This window comes from Buchnera aphidicola (Protaphis terricola) (genome assembly GCF_964059145.1).
GTDB lineage: Bacteria > Pseudomonadota > Gammaproteobacteria > Enterobacterales > Enterobacteriaceae > Buchnera > Buchnera aphidicola_BP.
This window is the reverse complement of record NZ_OZ060405.1, coordinates 123,686-143,781: the sequence shown is the minus strand read 5'-3', so window position 1 is coordinate 143,781 and position 20,096 is coordinate 123,686. Positions and strand designations below refer to the sequence as shown.

Here is a 20,096-nt window from a genome sequence, read left to right as displayed (position 1 = left end):
TTATGAATAAAAAAATAACTCGAATCGCAATTAGCGGTCCCTTAGGTAGAATGGGAAAAATATTAATTAAAGAAATACAAAAAAATAAAAAAATTTGTTTAACATCTACGATAGCAAGAAAAAATAATCCATTTATTAATCAGGATGTTGGAGAAGTAATAGGTATAGGTAAAATAGGAGTATTAATTCAAGATAGAATAGATATAAAAAAAAATAATTTCGATGTATTAATTGATTTTACAAATCCAAAAAGCACATTGAAACATTTAAAATACTGTAATATATTTAAAAAAAATATGATTATTGGTACAACTGGATTTACATATGAAGAAAATAAAATAATTACTTCATATTCAAAAAATATTTCTATATTAAAATCTGCAAATTTTAGTATAGGAATAAACTTAATTTTTGAACTAGTAAAAAAAACTGCTCAGATAATAGGTAATACTTCAGATATAGATATTATAGAATTTCATCATCGTAATAAAATTGATATTCCTTCAGGAACTGCTTTAACTATTGGAGAAAAAATAGCAAAAATCATGAAATTAAATTTAGATCAAGATTCATTATATTATAAAAAAGGAATAGGAAAATCTAGAAAGTTGAAAAAAATTGGATTTTCTAGTATAAGATCAGGGAATATAATTGGTAAACATTCTGTTATTTTTACAAATCCAAAAGAAGAAATTAAAATTACTCATACAGCTTTTAATAGAAAATGCTTTGCTCAAGGAGCAATTCAAACTGCTATTTGGATTTCTTCAAAAAACCAAGGAATATTCAGTATGAAAGATTTTTTAAAAAGTATATTATAAAAATTTTTAAAATCTCAATATAAAATTATTTATTACTTTAAAAAAATAGAAATAAATGAATATATAAAATATTAATGATGATAATAGACAAAAATATTAATTTTAGTTAAAATAAAATCTAATTTTTTCAAAATATTTTAATATTATTTAAATTTAACCAAAATTGAAAAAATTTTTTGGAGGATGCTTTGGGCCAATCAGCAGTATTAGTTTTAGAAGATGGCACTAAATTTTGTGGACGTTATATCGGAGTTAAAGGAATAACTGTAGGAGAAATTGTTTTTAATACATCAATAACTGGGTACCAAGAAATTATTACCGACCCTTCTTATTCAAATCAAATTGTAACATTAACACACCCTCATATTGGAAATATCGGAACTAATCATAATGATGAGGAATCATCTAAAATACATATACGTGGTTTAATTATTCGTGATATTTCACCAATATCAAGTAATTACCGAAGTGAAAAAAATTTTTCTTCTTACTTAAAAGAAAATAATATAATAGCAATATCAGATATTGATACAAGAAAATTAACACGTATTTTACGAATGAAAGGATCTCAAAATGGATGCATTATTACAGATACTAAAGAAAATTATTTTATAGCACATGAAAAAGCAAAAAAATGTTTAAGTTTACAAGGATTAGATTTAGCTAAAAAAGTAACTACTAAAAAAATTTATAATTGGAACAAAGGTAGTTTTACTTTGCATAAAAAACATAATCTTCAAAAAAAAAATTTATTTCATATTATTGTATATGATTTTGGTGTAAAACGAAATATATTACGTATGCTAGTAGATAGGGGATGTTATCTAACTGTAGTACCTGCTACTACAAATATAAAAACAGTATTAAATTTAGCTCCTGATGGAATTTTTTTATCAAATGGACCAGGGGATCCAAGACCTTGTAATTATGCAATTAAAACTATTCAATATTTTTTAAAAATTAATCTTCCAATATTTGGGATATGCTTAGGACATCAACTTCTTGCATTAGCTAGTGGAGCTAATATTATTAAAATGAAATTTGGCCATCATGGTGCTAATCATCCAGTAAAAGAATTAAAAACAAACCGAGTAATGATTACTTCTCAAAACCATAGTTTTACAGTTGATATCAAAAATATACCAAATAATATTTCTATAACACATACTTCTCTATTTGATGGTACTTTACAAGGACTACGTTTAAAAAATAAGCTTGCTTTTAGTTTTCAGGGACATCCAGAAGCTAGTCCTGGGCCACACGATGCTTCTTCTTTATTTGATCATTTTATAAAATTACTTAATCAATCAAAATTCAGTAATTAGTTAGGAAAAAAAAATGCCTAAATCTACTGATATAAAATCCATTTTAATTCTTGGGGCAGGTCCTATTATTATTGGACAAGCATGTGAATTTGATTATTCAGGCGCGCAAGCATGCAAAGCGCTTTATGAAGAGGGTTATAAAGTTATCCTTGTTAACTCTAATCCAGCTACTATCATGACTGACCCATATATGGCTCATGCTACATATATTGAACCTATCCACTGGAAAATAGTAAAAAAAATTATAATTAAAGAAAAACCAGATGCACTATTACCTACAATGGGCGGCCAAACAGCATTAAATTGTGCTTTAGAACTAAATCATAGAGGAATATTAAAGAAATTTAATGTAAAAATTATTGGTGCTACAATTGATGCAATCAATAAAGCAGAAAATAGAAAATTATTCGAATTTTCAATGAAGAAACTCAATCTAAACACAGCAAAATGTGGAATTGCAAATAATATTAAAGAAGCTCAAATAGTTTTAAAAAATGTAGGATTCCCATGTATTATTCGACCTTCTTTTACTATGGGTGGAAACGGTGGGGGGATTGCTTACAACCAAGAAGAATTTGAAGAAATTTGTGAAAGAGGTTTGAAGTTATCTCCTACCAATGAATTACTAATTGATGAATCATTAATTGGTTGGAAAGAATATGAAATGGAAGTTGTAAGAGATAAAAATAATAATTGTATTATTGTATGTTCAATTGAAAATTTAGACCCAATGGGAATTCATACAGGAGATTCAATTACTATAGCACCAGCTCAAACTTTAACTGATAAAGAATATCAAGTTATGAGAAATGCATCTATAAAAATTTTACAAGAAATTGGAGTAGAAACAGGAGGTTCTAATGTACAATTCGCAATTAACCCTAAAAATGGTCGAATGATTGTAATTGAAATGAATCCAAGAGTATCACGTTCTTCTGCATTAGCATCTAAAGCTACAGGGTTTCCAATAGCAAAAATAGCTGCTAAATTAGCAGTAGGATATACATTAGATGAATTAGCTAATGATATTACAGGTAATGGTACAACAGCATCATTTGAGCCATCAATAGATTATATAGTTACAAAAATACCTAGATTTAATTTTGAAAAATTCCCAGGATGTAATGATAGATTAACTACTCAAATGAAATCTATCGGAGAAGTAATGGCTATAGGAAGAACTTTTCAAGAATCAATACAAAAAGCCATTAGAGGATTAGAAATTGGACTTAGTGGATTTGACTCTAAAATACCTAAACTTGATCCAAAATATTTAATAAAAATTAGACGTGAATTAAAAGAAGCTGGTGCTGAAAGAATTTGGTATATTGGAGATGCTTTTAGATTAGGTATGTCTATAGATAATGTATTTGAATTAACATCTATTGATCCATGGTTTCTTGTACAAATTCAAGAAATTATATATTTAGAAGAAAAAATTAAAAATTATAGTTTAATGGAATTAAATTATAAATTTTTATATTTTATTAAAAGAAAAGGTTTTTCAGACTTACGCATATCAATTTTAACTAATACAAAAGAAAAAGATATACGTAATCTAAGATATCAATTAAATTTACATCCTGTTTATAAAAGAATTGATACATGTTCAGCTGAATTTTCTACTGAAACGGCGTATATGTATTCTACTTGGGAAGATGAATGTGAATCTCAACCAATTAAAAATGAAAAAAAAATTATTATAATAGGAGGTGGTCCTAATAGAATTGGACAAGGTATAGAATTTGACTATTGTTGTGTACATGCAGCACAAGCATTAAGAAAAGATGGTTTTGAAGCAATTATGATAAATTGTAATCCAGAAACTGTATCTACTGATTATGATACTTCGGATCGACTATATTTTGAACCAATTACATTAGAAAATGTTTTAGAAATAGTAAGAATTGAAAAACCTAAAGGAGTTATTATTCAATATGGTGGACAAACACCTTTAAAATTAGCAAAAGAATTTGAAAAAGAAAAAATACCAATTATTGGAACAAAACCAGATTCTATTGATCAAGCAGAAGATAGAAATAGATTTCAAAAAATTGTAAAAAAATTAAATTTAAAACAACCTTTAAATTCAATAGTTTTCAAATTAGAAGAAGCTCATCAAAAAGCATTAAAAATTGGTTATCCTATTATGGTTCGACCATCTTATGTTTTAGGTGGAAGATCTATGGAAATTGTTTATAAACCATCTGAGCTAAGTAGCTACTTTAAAACTACAATAAATAAAAAAAATAATAATCCAATTTTATTAGATCAATATTTAAATTATGCAACTGAAGTAGATGTAGATGCAATATGTGACGGAGAAACAGTATTAATTGGTGGTATTATGGAACATATCGAACAAGCTGGAGTTCATTCTGGAGATTCAGCATGCTCTTTACCAGCATATACACTGACAAAAAAAACTCAAGATAATATTAGAGAACAAGTAAAAAAATTAGCTTTAGAGTTATCTGTTAAAGGACTTATGAATGTACAATTTGCAATTAAAAATAATGATATATACATTATTGAAGTAAATCCAAGAGCATCTCGAACTGTTCCATTTGTATCAAAAGCTACAGGATTAGCACTTGCAAAAATCTCTGCACGTGTCATGTATGGTAAAACATTAAAACAACAAGGTTATACAAAAGAAATTATTCCATCATATTTTTCAGTTAAAGAAGCAGTACTTCCTTTTGATAAATTTCAAGAAGTAGATCCTATACTAGGACCAGAAATGAGATCTACAGGTGAAGTAATGGGTATTGGAAAAAGTTTTTCAGAAGCATTTTCAAAAGCAATGCTAAGTGCACATACAAATATGAAAAAGTCTGGTCGTGTATTACTATCAGTTAGAGATAATGATAAAAAAAATATTGTAGATTTAGCTATTAAATTGAAAAAATTTGGTTTTAAAATCGATGCAACTAAGGGGACATCTATAGCCCTGAAAAAATCTGGAATTATTTCTAGACTAGTAAATAAAGTACATGAAGGTAGACCACATATACAAGACCGTCTAAAAAATGGAGAATATGCATATATTATTAATACAACATCTTGTCATCAAGGAATTAGAGATTCAAAATTAATTTGTCGTAGTGCATTACAATATAAAGTACATTATGACACAACAATTAATGGCGCATTTGCAACAGTTATGGCATTAAATGAAAATCCTACAAAAAATATAATATCATTACAAAAACTTCATAAAAAAATAAATTTATTTTAAATTAAAAACAACATATTTAATAAATATGTTGTAAAAAAATTACAATTTTTTAAAAATATAAACAATATGAACATTAGTTTAATTGCTGCTATTTCCAATAATCTTATTATTGGTAATCATAATCAAATACCATGGAACCTTCCAAAAGATTTAAAATGGTTTAGAAAAAATACAATATATAAAAATATTATTATGGGTCGTTTAACTTGGGAATCTATTAAAAATCCATTACCCATGCGTACTAATATAGTCATAAGTCATAAAAAAATTAATAAAAAAAATATTATATGGGCTAATTCAATTCACAATGCAATTATTTCCGCACATTTAAAAAATAAAAAAAATGAAGAAATTATGGTAATTGGAGGAGAAAAAATATATAAACAAATGTTATTTTATGCTAATAAATTATACCTAACCCATGTTAATTGTAATATTTCTGGAGATACATATTTTCCTAAATATACAATGTTCAAAAAATGGAAAACAATATTTAAAAAAGAAATTAAAAAAGATAGTAAGCATGCTTATGATTTTCTTTTGGAAATATTAATAAGATAATATTTGATATTAAATTTTTATATATTTTTTTGATAAGGTTGGAAAAAACATTTCTTATCTTCCCATCTTAACATAAATAATTCTCCACCCCAACAACAACCATTATCTAATGGAAAAAATTTAAAAGGAACTTTTGTTCCTTTTAAAGAAGACCAGTGTCCGAAAATAATAGAATATTCATTTATAGTCTTTTTTAATGTAAGAAACCATGGTAATAACAATTTATCTTTAATTAAATCAGGAGATTGTTTATATATTAAGTTTAATTTTCCATTAGGATAACAATATCTTATGCGTGTAAAAACATTAATAATATATTTTAATCGATTATTTTTTTGAGAATTAAAATCCAAATAATCTACTTTGTTATTTAAAATTGATTTTAAAAATAAACAATAATCACTACTTGATAAAATATTTTTAATTTCTAATGCATATTTTTTTGTTGTTTCGATATTCCAATTCGGGCTAATACCTGCATGTACCATAATAATTTTCTCTTTTTCATCAATTCTTAAAAAAGATTGAGCACGAAGCCAATTAATTAATTTATCACTATCTTTAGCATTTAAAATGCTATCAAAAAAATTTTTCTTTTTATTTTTCTTAATACCAGAATATACTGCAATTAAATTTAAATCATGATTTCCAAGAACTACTTTTATTCTATCTCTAATAGAGTATAAATATCTTAATACTTCTAAAGAATTTGGACCCCTAGAAACTAAATCTCCTGCAATCCATAAATAATCTGTTTTAGTATTAAAACCTGATTTTTTTAAAAGTAACTTAAATTCTTTATAACAACCATGAATATCACTAATGAAATATCTGCTCATAATTTTTATTACTTAAAAAGTATATGTTTTAAATTTATATTATTTTTTACTATATAATTAGATAACTTACAATATTTTGATATAGAAATATTTTCTGGTCTTAGTTTTAAATCAATGCCTAATTCAATTAAAATTTTTTCAGAAAATATTTTACCTAAACTATTACGTAACATTTTTCTTCTTTTTCGAAAAGCGATATTAGTAATATCACTTAAAACATTAATGTCAAAAGTAAAATAAGGCGAATACTTAGTATATGGAATCAAATTAACAAATACAGAATCAACTTTAGGTCTAGGTTTAAAACATTTTGAAGGAACATATAATATTTTTTTTATACTACAATAATATTGAGCTATAATACTTAACCGACAATATGACTTATTTCCTGGAGCAGCTATTAAACGTTCTGCTACTTCTTTTTGTAACATAAAATTCATATCTTTAATTATTTTATTTTTTTTAAATAAAGATAATATTAAAGGTGTAGAAATATTATATGGTAAATTACCAAAAATTCGAATTAATTCATTTTTTTGACTTAATAATTTAAAATAATTAAATTTTAAAGCATCTTCACAAAATACTATTAACTTAGAATAAAATGAATATTTTTTTAACCTTATTAATAGATTTTTATCAATTTCAATAACAATTAATTTATCTATTATATTACAAATAGGTTGAGTTAATGCGGCCAAACCAGGTCCAATTTCAACTAATTTTTGATTTAATTTTGGATTAATAAATCTAATTATTTTTTGAATTACATTGTAATCTACAAGAAAATTTTGACTAAATTTTTTTAAAGAGATATATTGTTTCATTTATTTTATAAATTAATTAAAATATTTAAAATATTTTATTACAAAAAATATTAAATATAAAATTTATTTTCTTTTAAATATTATTAATAATAAAAAATAAAAATTTTAAAAAATATCTATATAAGATGTATCTTTTAATTCTTGAATCCAACTTTTTTTTACTTTTTTTATTTCATCTTTTAGTAAAATTTGATAAATTTTTTCTTTTTCTAATTTCCATGTTTGATCTACTTTACGTTTTCCTAATAATTTAATTATATGCCACCCAATACTAGATTTAATTGGCTTACTAATTTCATTAATATTTAAATTAATTAAAATATTTTTAAAAGAATAATTTAATAATCGTTTTGATAACCATCCTAAATCGCCTTTTTTATGAATCGAATACATATCATGAGAGAAATTTTTGACAGCATATTCAAAACTATAACGTTTTAATTTCATAGCATGATATATTTTAAAAATATTTTTTTTAGCCTCTATTTCTTTTAATATAATTGAAGGACGTATTAAAATATGCTGAATATGAAATTCAGTTTCTATTTTTTCTATATGATTATTTTTAATATCATTAACTTTTAAAATATAAAAACCTTTTTTTCCTAAAATCGGTCCTAATATCTGATTTTTTTTAAAAATATATAATTTATCAAAAAATAACTTTCTTAAATTTTTTAAAAAATCTAAAGGTATATTTTCTATTAAAAAAATATCTTTATTTTTTTTAAAATAATTATAAAAATAATCAAAATTAGAATTTTTAATTTTATTAAAAAGATTATTCATTAAAATTTTTTGATTGAAAATTATTTTTTTATCTATATTATTTTTAAAAGGTAAAATAATGCATTTTAAGTCAATTTTTTTTAATTCATTTGTTTTATTTATTATTTTTTTTAATAAAAAATATATTTTTTTTTCAGAAACATGCACACGATTTTTCAATATATAATCTTGTACTATCTTAATTTTTAATGAATTTTTAATATTTGTTAAATAATCTTGATAACTAAAAAAACTATTAGTATTATTCAATATAATATTATTTTTTAATTCTTCTACAGTAATATGATTTTTAAAAGCAATATTTTGAAGAATAGCATTTACTTGATAATCAGTTACTACAATATTTAATTTATTTGCTTCTTCTAAAATTAAATGATCTATAATTAATTTTTGAAGCATTTTATCTTTTAAAAAATTTATTTTAAAAGGTGTTTTAAAATTATTTTTTTCTTGTTTTAAATAAAAAAGCATTTGATTCAAATCTTTATTTAATATAACTTGATTATTTACAACTGCAATAATTTTATCAACTTCAAAAGTTCTAGCAAAACAAACTGAAAAAAAACTTAATAACATATGTAAAATTAAAATTAAATAAACTCTCATTTTTTTATTCTTCTTTATTTAAAAAAAATTAATATAAATAAATTTCGGTACAATCTTGAATTTTTTATTCTTCAAATTTGAAATATATATTTTTTAAAAATTTTAAAAACATTTTCTTGAGATTATTATAAAAAAAATATAAAGTATAAAGTTAAAAATAAAATAATTAATAATATAAAATTAAAATAAAACTAATTAAAACTAATATTAAAAATGGATATTTATGGAATACTGGTTAATAAATTTAATAATAAATTCTTTAATGTATTCAATGCTTATAGTAGGTATAGTATCTTTTTTAGAGTCTCTTGCATTAATTGGATTATTACTTCCTGGAATAGTATTGATGACAACATTAGGTACATTTATTGGTAATGGAAAAATACCTTTCTATCCTGCTTGGCTTTCAGGAATAATTGGATGTTTACTAGGAGATTGGGTATCATATTATCTTGGATTATACTTTAAAAAAAGTTTATATAATCTTAATTTTTTAAAAAAACACTATTCAATACTTGAAAAAACTAAATTATTATTATATAAACATAGTTTTTTAACAATTTTAGTTGGACGTTTTATAGGCCCAACAAGACCTTTAATACCTATGGTTTCTGGTATGCTAAAACTACCATTAAAAAACTTTATATTACCTAGCATTATAGGATGTATATTATGGCCACCAATATATTTTTTTCCAGGAATTATTACAGGCGTTACAATTAATATACCTACTGATTCTAATAATAATTATTTCAAATGGTTTTTATTAAGTATTGCTATTTTATTTTGGATTGGAATCTGGTCGACATCGAAATGGTGGAAAATAAAAAATATAAAAAATAAAAATCATATGAATATTCTTCAAAAAAATATTGGTTATATAGCATTTATATTTTTAATATTTGGATTAATTGGTTTAATATTAATACAATTCCATCCTACAATGTTAATTTTTAGAAAAGTATTATCAAAAATATTATAATTACTCAATATAGTAAATCTATATTTATTATAGTATACCTGAAAAATATTTTTAAACATATAAAAAATCAATATGTAATAATTTTAATTTAAATACATGCCGCTGAACTGAATGTACTTTAACTTTATATTCTTTATCTTTAACTAACAATAATAATGTTTCTTTATAAAAATCTATTTTTTTTTGTAAATTAAAAACAGAATTATGATTGAGAATTAAAGATAAAGGTTTTTTATTTACACCATATAAAATAGCTGGTAATTTATTTTTTATTCGTAATTTTCTACTAAAACTTGTTCCTTTATGTTTTCTAATTTCCGCATGAATAATTAACACAATATATTCCTTCTAAAAATAAAATACATATTAAAATAAAATTTATTTCAATGATTTTAACCAAGCGATTTCTTTATCCCATATATTAGGATTACTAGTTTCTAAGATCATAGGAATATTAATAAAATTATTATTTCTAAGAATCCATTTAAAAACATATTTACCAATATAACCTAAACCTAAACTTTCATGTCGATCAATACGACTATTTAGCATTTTTTTTGAATCATTTAAATGAAAACCTTTTAAATATTTTAATTCTATTAAATTTAAAAACTGATCAAAAGTATTTTGACAATCTTTTTCTGTTCGTAAATCATAACCTGCAGCAAATAAATGACAAGTATCAAGACAAATTCCAATTCTTGATTTATTATCTATATTGCTTAAAATTTTAAATAAATGTTCAAAAGAATAACCAACATTTGTACCTTGTCCAGCAGTATTTTCTATTAAAAGTATTATATTTTTTGTTTTTTCTAAAGCCAAATTAATTGATTTAGAAATTCTTAATAAACAAGAATTTTCTGAAATTTTTTTTAAATGACTACCTGGATGAAAATTTAAAAAAGATAACCCTAATTGATTACAACGATTAATTTCATCAATAAATGCTGTACGAGATTTTTTTAATAAATCATCATCAGGATGACCTAAATTAATTAAATAACTACCATGTGGTAAAATTTTGTCAAAAAGAAAATTATATTTAATACAAGCTTTTCGAAAATTATTTATATTTATTTGACTTAAAGGTGCAACATTCCATTGAAGTTGATTTTTAATAAATAACGAAAAAGCTGTAGATTTTAATTGGAACGCCCGAATTACTGAGTTTTCTAAACCTCCTGAAGCACTAACATGTGCACCAATATATCTCATTATACTTTCCATATTAAAAAATTAATTTTTTATTTATTAAATATTAAATATTTATATATTTTAATAATATAATACTGATAAAAAATATTTTAATCAATTAAATTAAAATAATATATTTATATTTATTTTTTTAAAAAACTCATTAATAATTAAATTATTTTAATTTTAAATCAAACCTAATATACTACTAATATTTTTTATTATTTTATATTTTTAAAATTAAAACGTTTTTAATACTATTTATTTTCAAAATCTATACTAAATATATATTGTCTTATATATTGAGCAAATAATAGAATTCTCTTTCTTTTTTTTTTATATCATTATATTCTTTTAAAAAAATAGAAATTTTTTAATTATAATATAATAACTTAACTTTTTAATAATTTTCAGAATATTTTATATTTACCTTTAAATATTAAATTTTTTATATAATTTTCTTCTAATATATAGATTATAAATCGCATTATATATAATATATAGACAAATCATATTTTTAATAAAGGTAAAAATGAAAAACTATCACAACACTTTTTATAATTTAATTCAAATTTTAAAAAAATATTGGATAAAAAAAGAATGCACTATCTATGAACCATTAGATTTACCAATGGGTGCAGGTACTTTTCATAATATAACATTTTTTGGAACAATTGGTCATCATCCTATTAAAGCTGCTTATGTTCAATGTTGTCGTAGACCTACAGACGGAAGATATGCTAAAAATCCAAATCGTTTACAAAATTACTATCAATTTCAAGTAATTATTAAACCACCTATAAAAAATATTCAAAATATATATTTAGAGTCACTGAATTTACTAAGAATTAACGAAAAAGATAACGATATACGTTTTATAGAAGATAATTGGGAAAATCCTACTCTAGGTGCATGGGGTGTTGGATGGGAGGTTTGGCTTAACGGAATGGAAATTACTCAATTTACTTATTTTCAACAAGTTGGTGGAATTGAATGTAATCCTGTTACTGTAGAAATTACATATGGTCTAGAAAGAATAGCTATGCATATTCAAAACAAATCTAATGTATATGATTTAATTTGGAATAAAAATAAATTCAATACAATTACTTATGGTGATATTTTTATACAAAATGAAATTGAACAATCAAAATACAATTTTGAATGTTCAAATATTAATTTATTATTCGAATATTTTGAAAAATATACTTTTGAAGCAAAATATTTAATTAATTTAAAAAAACCATTATTATTAGTTGCATATGAAAAAATATTACAAGCTAATCATATCTTTAACTTATTAGATGCAAGAAAATCAATCTCTAATAGTGAAAGACAAAATTATATTTTAAAAATTAGACAACTAACTAAAATACTTGCAAAAAAATATCTAGATTCAAGAAAAGATTAAAATTTTTTTATAATAAAATATAAAAGGAACATTAATGAAAAAAATTTTTTTAGTTGAAATAGGAACAGAAGAATTACCTGCAAAAATATTATATCAATTAATTACTTTATTTCATCAAAATACTATAGAAGAATTAAAATCATATGATATTCAATACAAAAAAATTGATTTTTTTGCTACTCCTAGAAGATTAGCATTAAAAATTTTTGATATTGATACACATCAAAAAATAAAAAAAATTCTTAAAAAAGGACCTTCTATACAAGATGCTTTTGATAAAAATGGAATACCAACTAAAGCTGCAAATTCTTGGGCTCAGCATTTAGGAATCCAAATAAAACAAGCCGATTATTTAAAAAATAAAAAAGGTCAATGGCTGATATATTATATTAAACAAAAACAAGAAAGCATAATAAAACTCCTTCCTAAAATAATAGAAATATCATTAAAAAAAATAAATATTAAAAATTTAATGCGATGGGAAATTAATAATAATAAATTTTTTCGACCTATTAGAAATATTTTAATGATATTAGATAATAAAATTATTAATAATAAAATTTTTAATCTTAAAACTCAAAAAAAACTTCATAATCATATTGCTTATAAAGAAAAAAAAATATGTCTTGATAATGCTAAAGATTATCCTCTTATTTTATTTAAACATAATCAAATAATAGCTAATTATAATGAACGAAAAGAAAAAATAAAAAAAGAAATACAAAAAATTGCAAAAATGATAAATGGGTATATAAAATTAAATATATTACTTTTAGAAGAAGTAAATTCAATGGTAGAATCTCCTATGAGTATTTTAGCTAGCTTTAAAAAAAAATATATTAAATATATACCTAGTAAAATTTTAATTTATATTATAGAAAAACAACAAAAATGTTTTCCAATCTATAATAATAAAAAGGAAATTCTACCTTATTTTATATTTACTACTAATGTTATTTTAAAAAATACTAAAAGAGTTATATTAGATAATGAAAGAGTTATGGAATCTAGACTAGCTGATATAATATTTTTTTTAAATAAAGATAATCAAATAAAATTATTAGATTATCTTCCATTATTAAAAAATGTTTTATTTTATAAAAATTTAGGAACTTTATATGATAAAACAATGCGATTAAAATCACTTGTTAATATAATATCTTACAATAATAAAAAAGATTTAATAAGAGCAGTAATATTATCAAAATGCGATCTAATTACAGATATGGTATGTGAATTTCCAGAATTACAAGGAATTATAGGAATGTATTATGCTATAAATAATCAAGAAAAATATAATATTGCTATATCTATTAAAGAACAATACTTGCCATCTTTTTCAGGAGATAAACTACCATCAACTATGCTTGGTTCAATATTATCTATTATTGATAAAATTGATACATTATCCGGTATGTTTTTAATTAATGAAATACCATTATCAAATCGAGATCCATTTGCTTTAAGAAGATCTGCAATTGGTATAATACGTATTATTTTACATCAAAAAATATCTTTAGACTTAAATATATTAATTATGCATAGTCTTAAAAAATATAATAAAAATACACTAAATCATATATTAGTCTATAATAAAATTATAGCTTTTTTAAAATCAAGATTAATGTTTTTTTATGAAAAAAAAGGATATAATATAAAAATTATTCAATCAGTATTAAATACTACATTTACAGATATTTTAGATATAAATCAAAGAATTAAGGCACTATCAAAATTTCAAAAAACAAAACAATCTGAATCAATTTTTACAACAATAAAACGAATATCTAATATATTAAAAAATAATTATAAAAATATAAATAACAATAAAATAAACATTAACCTTATACAAACAAAAGAAGAAAAAAAATTTTTTGAAGAAATAAAAATTTTTAATTACAATATAAAAAAATTATTTAAAGAAAAAAATTATGAATTAATTTTATCTGAATTTAAAAAAATTAAATATCCTGTAAATGAATTTTTTAAAAAAGTCAGAATAAATGATTGCAACCCTGAAATAAAAAATAATAGATTAATTTTATTAAAAAAAATAGAAAAAATTTTTTTTAATATCGCTGATTTTTCTTATTTATATTAAATAAAAAATAATAAAAATTTAAACTAATTAAAAATATTTTAGTTAATTTTTCTTAAAGAATCTAAAGTATTTTTAGGAAGCAATGCAGATATAAAATCTTTTTTAATTAAAACTTCACTAGTTTTATTTAACTCTAATAAAATATATCCATTTTCTGTAATATATTTAACACGGCCTAAAAAACCACTATTTGTCATAACTTCATCACCTATAGAAATATTATTCATAAGGTTTTTTCGTTCTTTTTCTTTTTTTTGTTGAGGGCGAAAAAGCATAAAATAAAAAATTAACAAAAAAATTACTAACATGATAACTAAAGAATAAGAATTACCTTCTATTGATTGATTCACTGCTGCATTTGCATTTTCTATTAAAAAATTCATTTATTGTATTCCTAATATATAATTAATATAGATTTATTTTTTTTGATTATAAAAATTTAAAACAAAATCATCAAATTTATTTTTTTTTATTGCATTTCTTATATTTAACATTAATGTTTGATAATAATATAAATTATGTATAGTATTTAAACGAATACCTAAAACTTCATTGCAAGAATCTAAGTGATGTAAATAAGAACGACTATAATTTTTACAAGTATAACAAAGACAATTTTTATCTAATACAGATAAATCTTTTTTATATTTAGAATTTCTAATTTTTATTATACCATTAGTTACAAATAAATGTCCATTTCTTGCATTTCGTGTAGGAATCACACAATCAAACATATCAATTCCACGAGAAACTCCTTCTACTAAATCTTCTGGTTTTCCTACACCCATTAGATATCTAGGTTTATTAATAGGTATCTTCGGTACAATATAATCTAATATATTATACATTTCAGTTTTAGATTCTCCAACTGCTAAACCGCCCAAGGCATATCCATCAAAATTTAATTCAATTAATTTTTTTAAAGAAATATCACGTAAAACTGGATATATTCCTCCATGAATAATCCCAAATAAAAGATGTGTATTTTTTTTATTTAAATCAAAATATAAACGACATTTTTTTGACCAATTTAATGATCTTTTCATAGAATTTTTTGTTTTTTGCCAATCCTTTGTATATGGGATACATTGATCAAAAATCATAATAATATTTGAACCTAAATTTAATTGTATCTTTATTGAAAGTTCAGGTGTTAAAAAAAAATTTTTTCCATTCACAGGGTTTTTAAATAAAACGCCTTCTTCATTAACTTTACAAAATCTTGAAAGACTAAATACTTGAAAGCCACCAGAATCTGTTAAAATAGGTCCATTCCAATTCATAAAGTTATGTAAATTACCATGTAATTTAATAATATCAAAACCTGGTCTTAAATATAAATGTAAAGCATTGGATAAAATAATTTCACTACCAGTATTTTTAATTTCTTCTGTACTAAGAGTTTTTACTGTTCCATATGTTCCTACAGGCATAAACAGAGGAGTTTCTATAATTTTATTATTAAAATGAAAAACTCCATATCTTGATTTTTTATCTTGATTTATAAGCTGAAATTTCATTTTTTTTCCATAAAATAAGTTTAATTTTATTTTTTAATAAAAAATTTTAATTTTTTATCTTTTCATAAGGAGCTAAATTATTATATGTTATATACATTGCATCTCCATAACTAAAAAAACGATATTTTTTCCTAATAGCTTCTTCATATGCATTAATAGTATTTTTATGACCTAAAAATGAAGAAACTAACATCATTAACGTTGATTTAGGAAAATGAAAATTAGTGATTAATGCATCAACAACATTATGTTTATAACCAGGATATATAAATATATTAGTATTTTGTGAATAATTTTTTTCATTATCCCATGAATGCGAATGATATACACTTTCTAAAGCACGCAATGTTGTAGTTCCTACAGCTATAATACGACCGCCTCTTTTTTTACATAATTTAATTTTATTAATTAATTCTGAAGATATATAAACCCATTCAGAATGCATAATATGTTTTTCTATTTGAAGAGTTTTAATAGGTGTAAATGTAGCACTACCTATATGCAAAGTAATAAATTCTATATCCACTCCTTTTTTAGATAGTTTTTGTAATAAAGGAATATCAAAATGTAAACCTGCAGTAGGCGCTGCAATAGAACCTAAATTTCTTTTATATATAGTTTGATATAATTTTTCATCGATTTTTATACTATGTCTTTTAATATAAGGGGGTAATGGTATAGATCCAAACTGATTGAAAATATTAATAATTGAACTTTTATAATTATCAAATTTAATTTCATAAAATGGTTTTTGATAATTAATTATAGAAGCTTTAATATTATTATTTTTCCCAAAAAAAATACTTGAATTAATTTTAACTGGGTTTGATGATTTAATATACACAAGTAAATGATTATTTTTTAATATTTTTTCAAGTAAAATTTCAACTTTTCCTCCACTTTCTTTTAAACCAAATAAACGAGCAGGAATTACTTCTGTATCATTAAAAATAATTAAATCACCAGAATTAATTTCATTTATAATATTAAAAAAAAAAGTATGAGTCATTTTACCTGTATCACCATTAACAATAAGTAAACGACATCTACTACGTATTAATGAAGGATAAAAAGCTATTAATGATTTTGGAATTTCTAAATAAAAATTACTAATATGCATGTTATTAATTCTTTAAAAATAAAATAAATATTAATATTTATTTTTTATAAAACAATTTGAAATACGATTTTTTAATTTTCGACCTGCTTTAAAAACAACAACTCGTCTTTTTGAAATTATTACTTTCTTTCCTGTTTTTGGATTTCTTCCTGGACGTTCTTTTTTGTTTATTAATTTAAAGTTACCGAAACCAGATAATTTAACATTTTCTCCTTTTTCTAAAGATTTTACTATTTCTTCAAAAAAAAAATATACAAATGCTTTTGAAATACGCTTATTTAAATTAAATTTTTCAAATAAATTTTCTGAAATTTTAGATTTTGTTAATACCATAAATTTATTTCCTTAAAATAATTTTAAATTTTTTTATTAGTATTTTTATACAATAATCAAGCATTAAATTAATTTCATTTTCTTTTAAAGTTTTTTTATTATCTTGAAAAATAAAACTAATTCCTAAACTTTTTTTATTAAAGAATTTATCACATGAATAAACATCAAATAAATTAATTTTTACTTTTTTATTTAAAAAACAATTTTTACATACTTGAATAATCTCAGAATATGAAATATTTTCTGATATTAATATTGAAATATCGCGTCGACTACTAGGAAATTTAGAATATTCTTTTACTTTAAAATCTTCAGTATTTTTTAAATTAAAAATTTTATCAATTAATAATTCAAATAAAAAAGTATTAGCATTTAAATCTAGTTTTTTCTCTAAAAATGGATGTATTTTACCAATGCTGCCAATAAATTTATTATTAAAAAAAATTTTTGCACTTTGTCCAGGATGTAAACCCTTTACTTCTTCACTTTTCATTTCCCAATTATTTATACCACATATTAAATTTAAAATAGATTCTAAATCACCTTTTAAATCATAAAAATCTACTTTTCTTTGTTTTGAAAACCAAGTTTCTTGATGATCGAAACCACTAATTACTCCACCTAAAAACATTTCTTGATTTACTCCAAGATTTTTTTGATTATCCATTGAAAAACATAAACCATGTTCAAATAAGCGAACACTATCTTGTTTTTTGTTTTTTTTATTATAAGAAAGAGTTTTTAAAAGACCTGGCCACAATGATATACGCATACAAGCGTAATCTTTTGAAATAGGATTAGAAATAAACAATTCTTTATTATTTACTGATAAAATATCATTTTGTAAGATAGGATTAATAAATGGATAAGTTATTATTTCATAATAACTTCGATGAATAAGAAAAGTTAATAATCGATCTAATATATAATTTTTTCGAAAAATATTTGATTTTTTAAAAAAATTTAAATTAAAATCTTCCTTTAATAAGTTTAATGGTACATTGTTATAACCATATATTCGAAGTATATCAGCTATTACATCTTCTTCTATTAAAATATCAAACCTCCAAGAAGGTGGAATAACATTCCAATATTGTTCTTTAAATTCTACTTGATATTCTAAACGAAATAAAATGTCTGAAATTAATTTATTATCAATTAAAAATCCTATTATTTTATTAATATTCTTATGAAATAATTTAATTTTTTTTCTATTATTTATATAATAACTATTTTCTTCTTTAATAATAGGACCAGCATTTCCACCGCATATTTTAAGAATTAAATCTGTTGCATATTCCATTGCATATTTTTGCAAAGTAATATCAATTCCATAATTATAATAATTAAGAACTTTATTTGAACCTAGTTTTTTAATAATTTTTGAAATAAATTTTTTATCTATAAAATATGAATTTAAAAAAATATTCTTAGTATCCTTATCAATGTCTAATAAATAAGAATTAATATTCCCTGGAATAAATAATATTTTTGTTTTATCAGTAAACATTAAAATATCTTGATCTAATACTATTTTAGAATTATCTTTTAATATTAAAATTTCCTTATCTTTAGCTGTCTTAATTTTAATATAATTATCTATTCTATCTGAATTTATTACATTTAAAGGCTGTCCAATTTCAAGTAAAATATAATTAATAATATTTGTTATTATATTCTCCGTTAACATTTCACACATAAATAATTTTTTTTTCATCCAAAATGGAGTTGGAGCATTAATATCAATATTTTGAATAATTCTTCCAAAAAAATTAATATATTTTCTATTTGTATCAATATATACTGGAAATTTATCCGGAATATTTACAGAAACATTTTTTTCTTTTACTTGAATTGTATTTAAATGATTTAAAACTGCTATATTTCGAGATATCCCTAAAATACTTAAACCATCTGGTCTATTTGGTGTAATATTTACTTTAATAATATTATCTTCTAATAAAAAATAATTATTAACATTAACTCCTATAGGAGTTTTTTCAGGAAACTCAATAATCTTATTATTAGAATTAAATAAACCTAATTCTGAAAATGAACATAACATTCCTTCAGATGTATAACCACGTATTTTTTTTAAATTAATTTTTATATTATTTGGCAAATGACTACCAACAGTAGCTACTGCAACTTTTATTTTATTACGACAATTAGAAGCTCCACATATAATATTTAAAAATTTATTTTTTCCTATATCTACTTTAACAATCTTTAAATTATTTAATATAGGATGTAAAATACAATTTATTATTTTCCCAACTACTACTCCTTGAAATAAAGGGGTAATTTTATCAATAGATTCAATTTCTATACCAGAATTAATAATTTGATCACTTAATTGATTAATATCAATATTAGGATTAATCCATTCACGCAACCATTTTTCACTAAATTTCATTTTATCT

At 21.8% G+C, this 20,096-nt stretch carries 17 protein-coding genes; 7 read left to right on the top strand and 10 right to left on the bottom strand.

From position 1 onward, the window contains the following. The first annotated feature begins 2 nt into the window (after positions 1-2). The 4 genes from dapB (at position 3) to folA (ending at position 5,948) form a co-directional block, all read left to right on the top strand. Entirely contained in the window at positions 3-821 is an 819-nt protein-coding gene (gene dapB, locus AB4W67_RS00695; RefSeq protein ID WP_367682661.1) for a 4-hydroxy-tetrahydrodipicolinate reductase, read from the top strand. Between the two features lie 188 nt (positions 822-1,009). Further along, positions 1,010-2,146 (top strand): glutamine-hydrolyzing carbamoyl-phosphate synthase small subunit, encoded by a 1,137-nt coding sequence (gene carA, locus AB4W67_RS00690; protein ID WP_367682660.1) that lies wholly within the window; start codon positions 1,010-1,012, stop codon positions 2,144-2,146. Between the two features lie 13 nt (positions 2,147-2,159). After that, positions 2,160-5,387, top strand: coding sequence for a carbamoyl-phosphate synthase large subunit (gene carB / locus AB4W67_RS00685; protein ID WP_367682659.1), 3,228 nt, complete (start codon positions 2,160-2,162; stop codon positions 5,385-5,387). Between the two features lie 66 nt (positions 5,388-5,453). Further along, positions 5,454-5,948 carry a type 3 dihydrofolate reductase gene (folA, locus tag AB4W67_RS00680; RefSeq protein WP_367682658.1) on the top strand — a complete coding sequence of 165 codons (495 nt, stop codon included), beginning with the start codon at positions 5,454-5,456 and terminating at the stop codon, positions 5,946-5,948. 17 nt (positions 5,949-5,965) lie between these two features. Here folA and AB4W67_RS00675 read toward each other — a convergent pair whose 3' ends face one another. From AB4W67_RS00675 to AB4W67_RS00665, 3 genes are all read right to left on the bottom strand, one after another. Further along, a complete protein-coding gene (locus AB4W67_RS00675; RefSeq protein ID WP_367682657.1) occupies positions 5,966-6,787 on the bottom strand; it encodes a symmetrical bis(5'-nucleosyl)-tetraphosphatase in 822 nt (273 codons plus the stop codon). Positions 6,788-6,795: 8 nt separating this feature from the next. After that, the gene (gene rsmA / locus AB4W67_RS00670) at positions 6,796-7,614 is read right to left on the bottom strand and encodes a 16S rRNA (adenine(1518)-N(6)/adenine(1519)-N(6))-dimethyltransferase RsmA (protein WP_367682656.1); all 819 of its coding nucleotides are present in this window, start codon (positions 7,612-7,614) and stop codon (positions 6,796-6,798) included. Positions 7,615-7,719: 105 nt separating this feature from the next. Further along, positions 7,720-9,027: a peptidylprolyl isomerase gene (locus tag AB4W67_RS00665; protein ID WP_367682792.1), complete on the bottom strand. Its 1,308-nt coding sequence runs from the start codon at positions 9,025-9,027 to the stop codon at positions 7,720-7,722. 205 nt (positions 9,028-9,232) lie between these two features. On the opposite strand from AB4W67_RS00665, the gene AB4W67_RS00660 reads away from it, so the two are divergent. Then, positions 9,233-9,991: a DedA family protein gene (locus AB4W67_RS00660; RefSeq protein WP_367682655.1), complete on the top strand. Its 759-nt coding sequence runs from the start codon at positions 9,233-9,235 to the stop codon at positions 9,989-9,991. A gap of 51 nt (positions 9,992-10,042) precedes the next feature. Here AB4W67_RS00660 and rplY read toward each other — a convergent pair whose 3' ends face one another. Beyond that, complete coding sequence (gene rplY, locus AB4W67_RS00655) at positions 10,043-10,327, bottom strand: 50S ribosomal protein L25 (protein ID WP_367682654.1); 285 nt, start codon at positions 10,325-10,327, stop codon at positions 10,043-10,045. A 42-nt stretch (positions 10,328-10,369) separates the two neighbouring features. Next, the gene (gene nfo, locus AB4W67_RS00650; RefSeq protein ID WP_367682653.1) at positions 10,370-11,209 is read right to left on the bottom strand and encodes a deoxyribonuclease IV; all 840 of its coding nucleotides are present in this window, start codon (positions 11,207-11,209) and stop codon (positions 10,370-10,372) included. Positions 11,210-11,720: 511 nt separating this feature from the next. Here nfo and glyQ point away from each other — a divergent pair. Together glyQ and glyS are read left to right on the top strand one after the other, a co-directional pair. Next, positions 11,721-12,599, top strand: a complete 879-nt coding sequence (glyQ, locus tag AB4W67_RS00645; protein WP_367682652.1) for a glycine--tRNA ligase subunit alpha — start codon at positions 11,721-11,723, stop codon at positions 12,597-12,599. 34 nt (positions 12,600-12,633) lie between these two features. After that, on the top strand, positions 12,634-14,700 hold the full coding sequence (glyS, locus tag AB4W67_RS00640; protein WP_367682651.1) for a glycine--tRNA ligase subunit beta: 2,067 nt from the start codon (positions 12,634-12,636) through the stop codon (positions 14,698-14,700). Between the two features lie 38 nt (positions 14,701-14,738). Here the strand turns inward: glyS and yajC are convergent, their stop codons facing one another. Genes yajC through pheT form a run of 5 tightly spaced genes read right to left on the bottom strand, consistent with a single transcriptional unit; the run spans position 14,739 to position 20,089 of the window. Then, entirely contained in the window at positions 14,739-15,083 is a 345-nt protein-coding gene (yajC, locus tag AB4W67_RS00635) for a preprotein translocase subunit YajC (RefSeq protein WP_367682650.1), read from the bottom strand. A gap of 33 nt (positions 15,084-15,116) precedes the next feature. Then, entirely contained in the window at positions 15,117-16,220 is a 1,104-nt protein-coding gene (gene tgt / locus AB4W67_RS00630) for a tRNA guanosine(34) transglycosylase Tgt (protein ID WP_367682649.1), read from the bottom strand. Between the two features lie 46 nt (positions 16,221-16,266). Then, complete coding sequence (queA, locus tag AB4W67_RS00625) at positions 16,267-17,340, bottom strand: tRNA preQ1(34) S-adenosylmethionine ribosyltransferase-isomerase QueA (protein ID WP_367682648.1); 1,074 nt, start codon at positions 17,338-17,340, stop codon at positions 16,267-16,269. A 30-nt stretch (positions 17,341-17,370) separates the two neighbouring features. Further along, positions 17,371-17,673, bottom strand: a complete 303-nt coding sequence (locus tag AB4W67_RS00620; protein WP_367682647.1) for an integration host factor subunit alpha — start codon at positions 17,671-17,673, stop codon at positions 17,371-17,373. A 4-nt stretch (positions 17,674-17,677) separates the two neighbouring features. Then, entirely contained in the window at positions 17,678-20,089 is a 2,412-nt protein-coding gene (gene pheT / locus AB4W67_RS00615) for a phenylalanine--tRNA ligase subunit beta (protein ID WP_367682646.1), read from the bottom strand. Positions 20,090-20,096: the final 7 nt, after the last annotated feature.

Excerpts from the sequence above, each read along its gene's own strand:
- dapB (WP_367682661.1), top strand. The coding sequence starts at position 3 with ATGAATAAAAAAATAACTCGAATCGCAATTAGCGGTCCCTTAGGTAGA.
- carB (WP_367682659.1), top strand. The coding sequence starts at position 2,160 with ATGCCTAAATCTACTGATATAAAATCCATTTTAATTCTTGGGGCAGGT.
- folA (WP_367682658.1), top strand. The coding sequence starts at position 5,454 with ATGAACATTAGTTTAATTGCTGCTATTTCCAATAATCTTATTATTGGT.
- AB4W67_RS00675 (WP_367682657.1), bottom strand. The coding sequence starts at position 6,787 with ATGAGCAGATATTTCATTAGTGATATTCATGGTTGTTATAAAGAATTT.
- rsmA (WP_367682656.1), bottom strand. The coding sequence starts at position 7,614 with ATGAAACAATATATCTCTTTAAAAAAATTTAGTCAAAATTTTCTTGTA.
- AB4W67_RS00660 (WP_367682655.1), top strand. The coding sequence starts at position 9,233 with ATGGAATACTGGTTAATAAATTTAATAATAAATTCTTTAATGTATTCA.
- nfo (WP_367682653.1), bottom strand. The coding sequence starts at position 11,209 with ATGAGATATATTGGTGCACATGTTAGTGCTTCAGGAGGTTTAGAAAAC.
- glyQ (WP_367682652.1), top strand. The coding sequence starts at position 11,721 with ATGAAAAACTATCACAACACTTTTTATAATTTAATTCAAATTTTAAAA.
- glyS (WP_367682651.1), top strand. The coding sequence starts at position 12,634 with ATGAAAAAAATTTTTTTAGTTGAAATAGGAACAGAAGAATTACCTGCA.
- yajC (WP_367682650.1), bottom strand. The coding sequence starts at position 15,083 with ATGAATTTTTTAATAGAAAATGCAAATGCAGCAGTGAATCAATCAATA.
- tgt (WP_367682649.1), bottom strand. The coding sequence starts at position 16,220 with ATGAAATTTCAGCTTATAAATCAAGATAAAAAATCAAGATATGGAGTT.
- queA (WP_367682648.1), bottom strand. The coding sequence starts at position 17,340 with ATGCATATTAGTAATTTTTATTTAGAAATTCCAAAATCATTAATAGCT.
- AB4W67_RS00620 (WP_367682647.1), bottom strand. The coding sequence starts at position 17,673 with ATGGTATTAACAAAATCTAAAATTTCAGAAAATTTATTTGAAAAATTT.
- pheT (WP_367682646.1), bottom strand. The coding sequence starts at position 20,089 with ATGAAATTTAGTGAAAAATGGTTGCGTGAATGGATTAATCCTAATATT.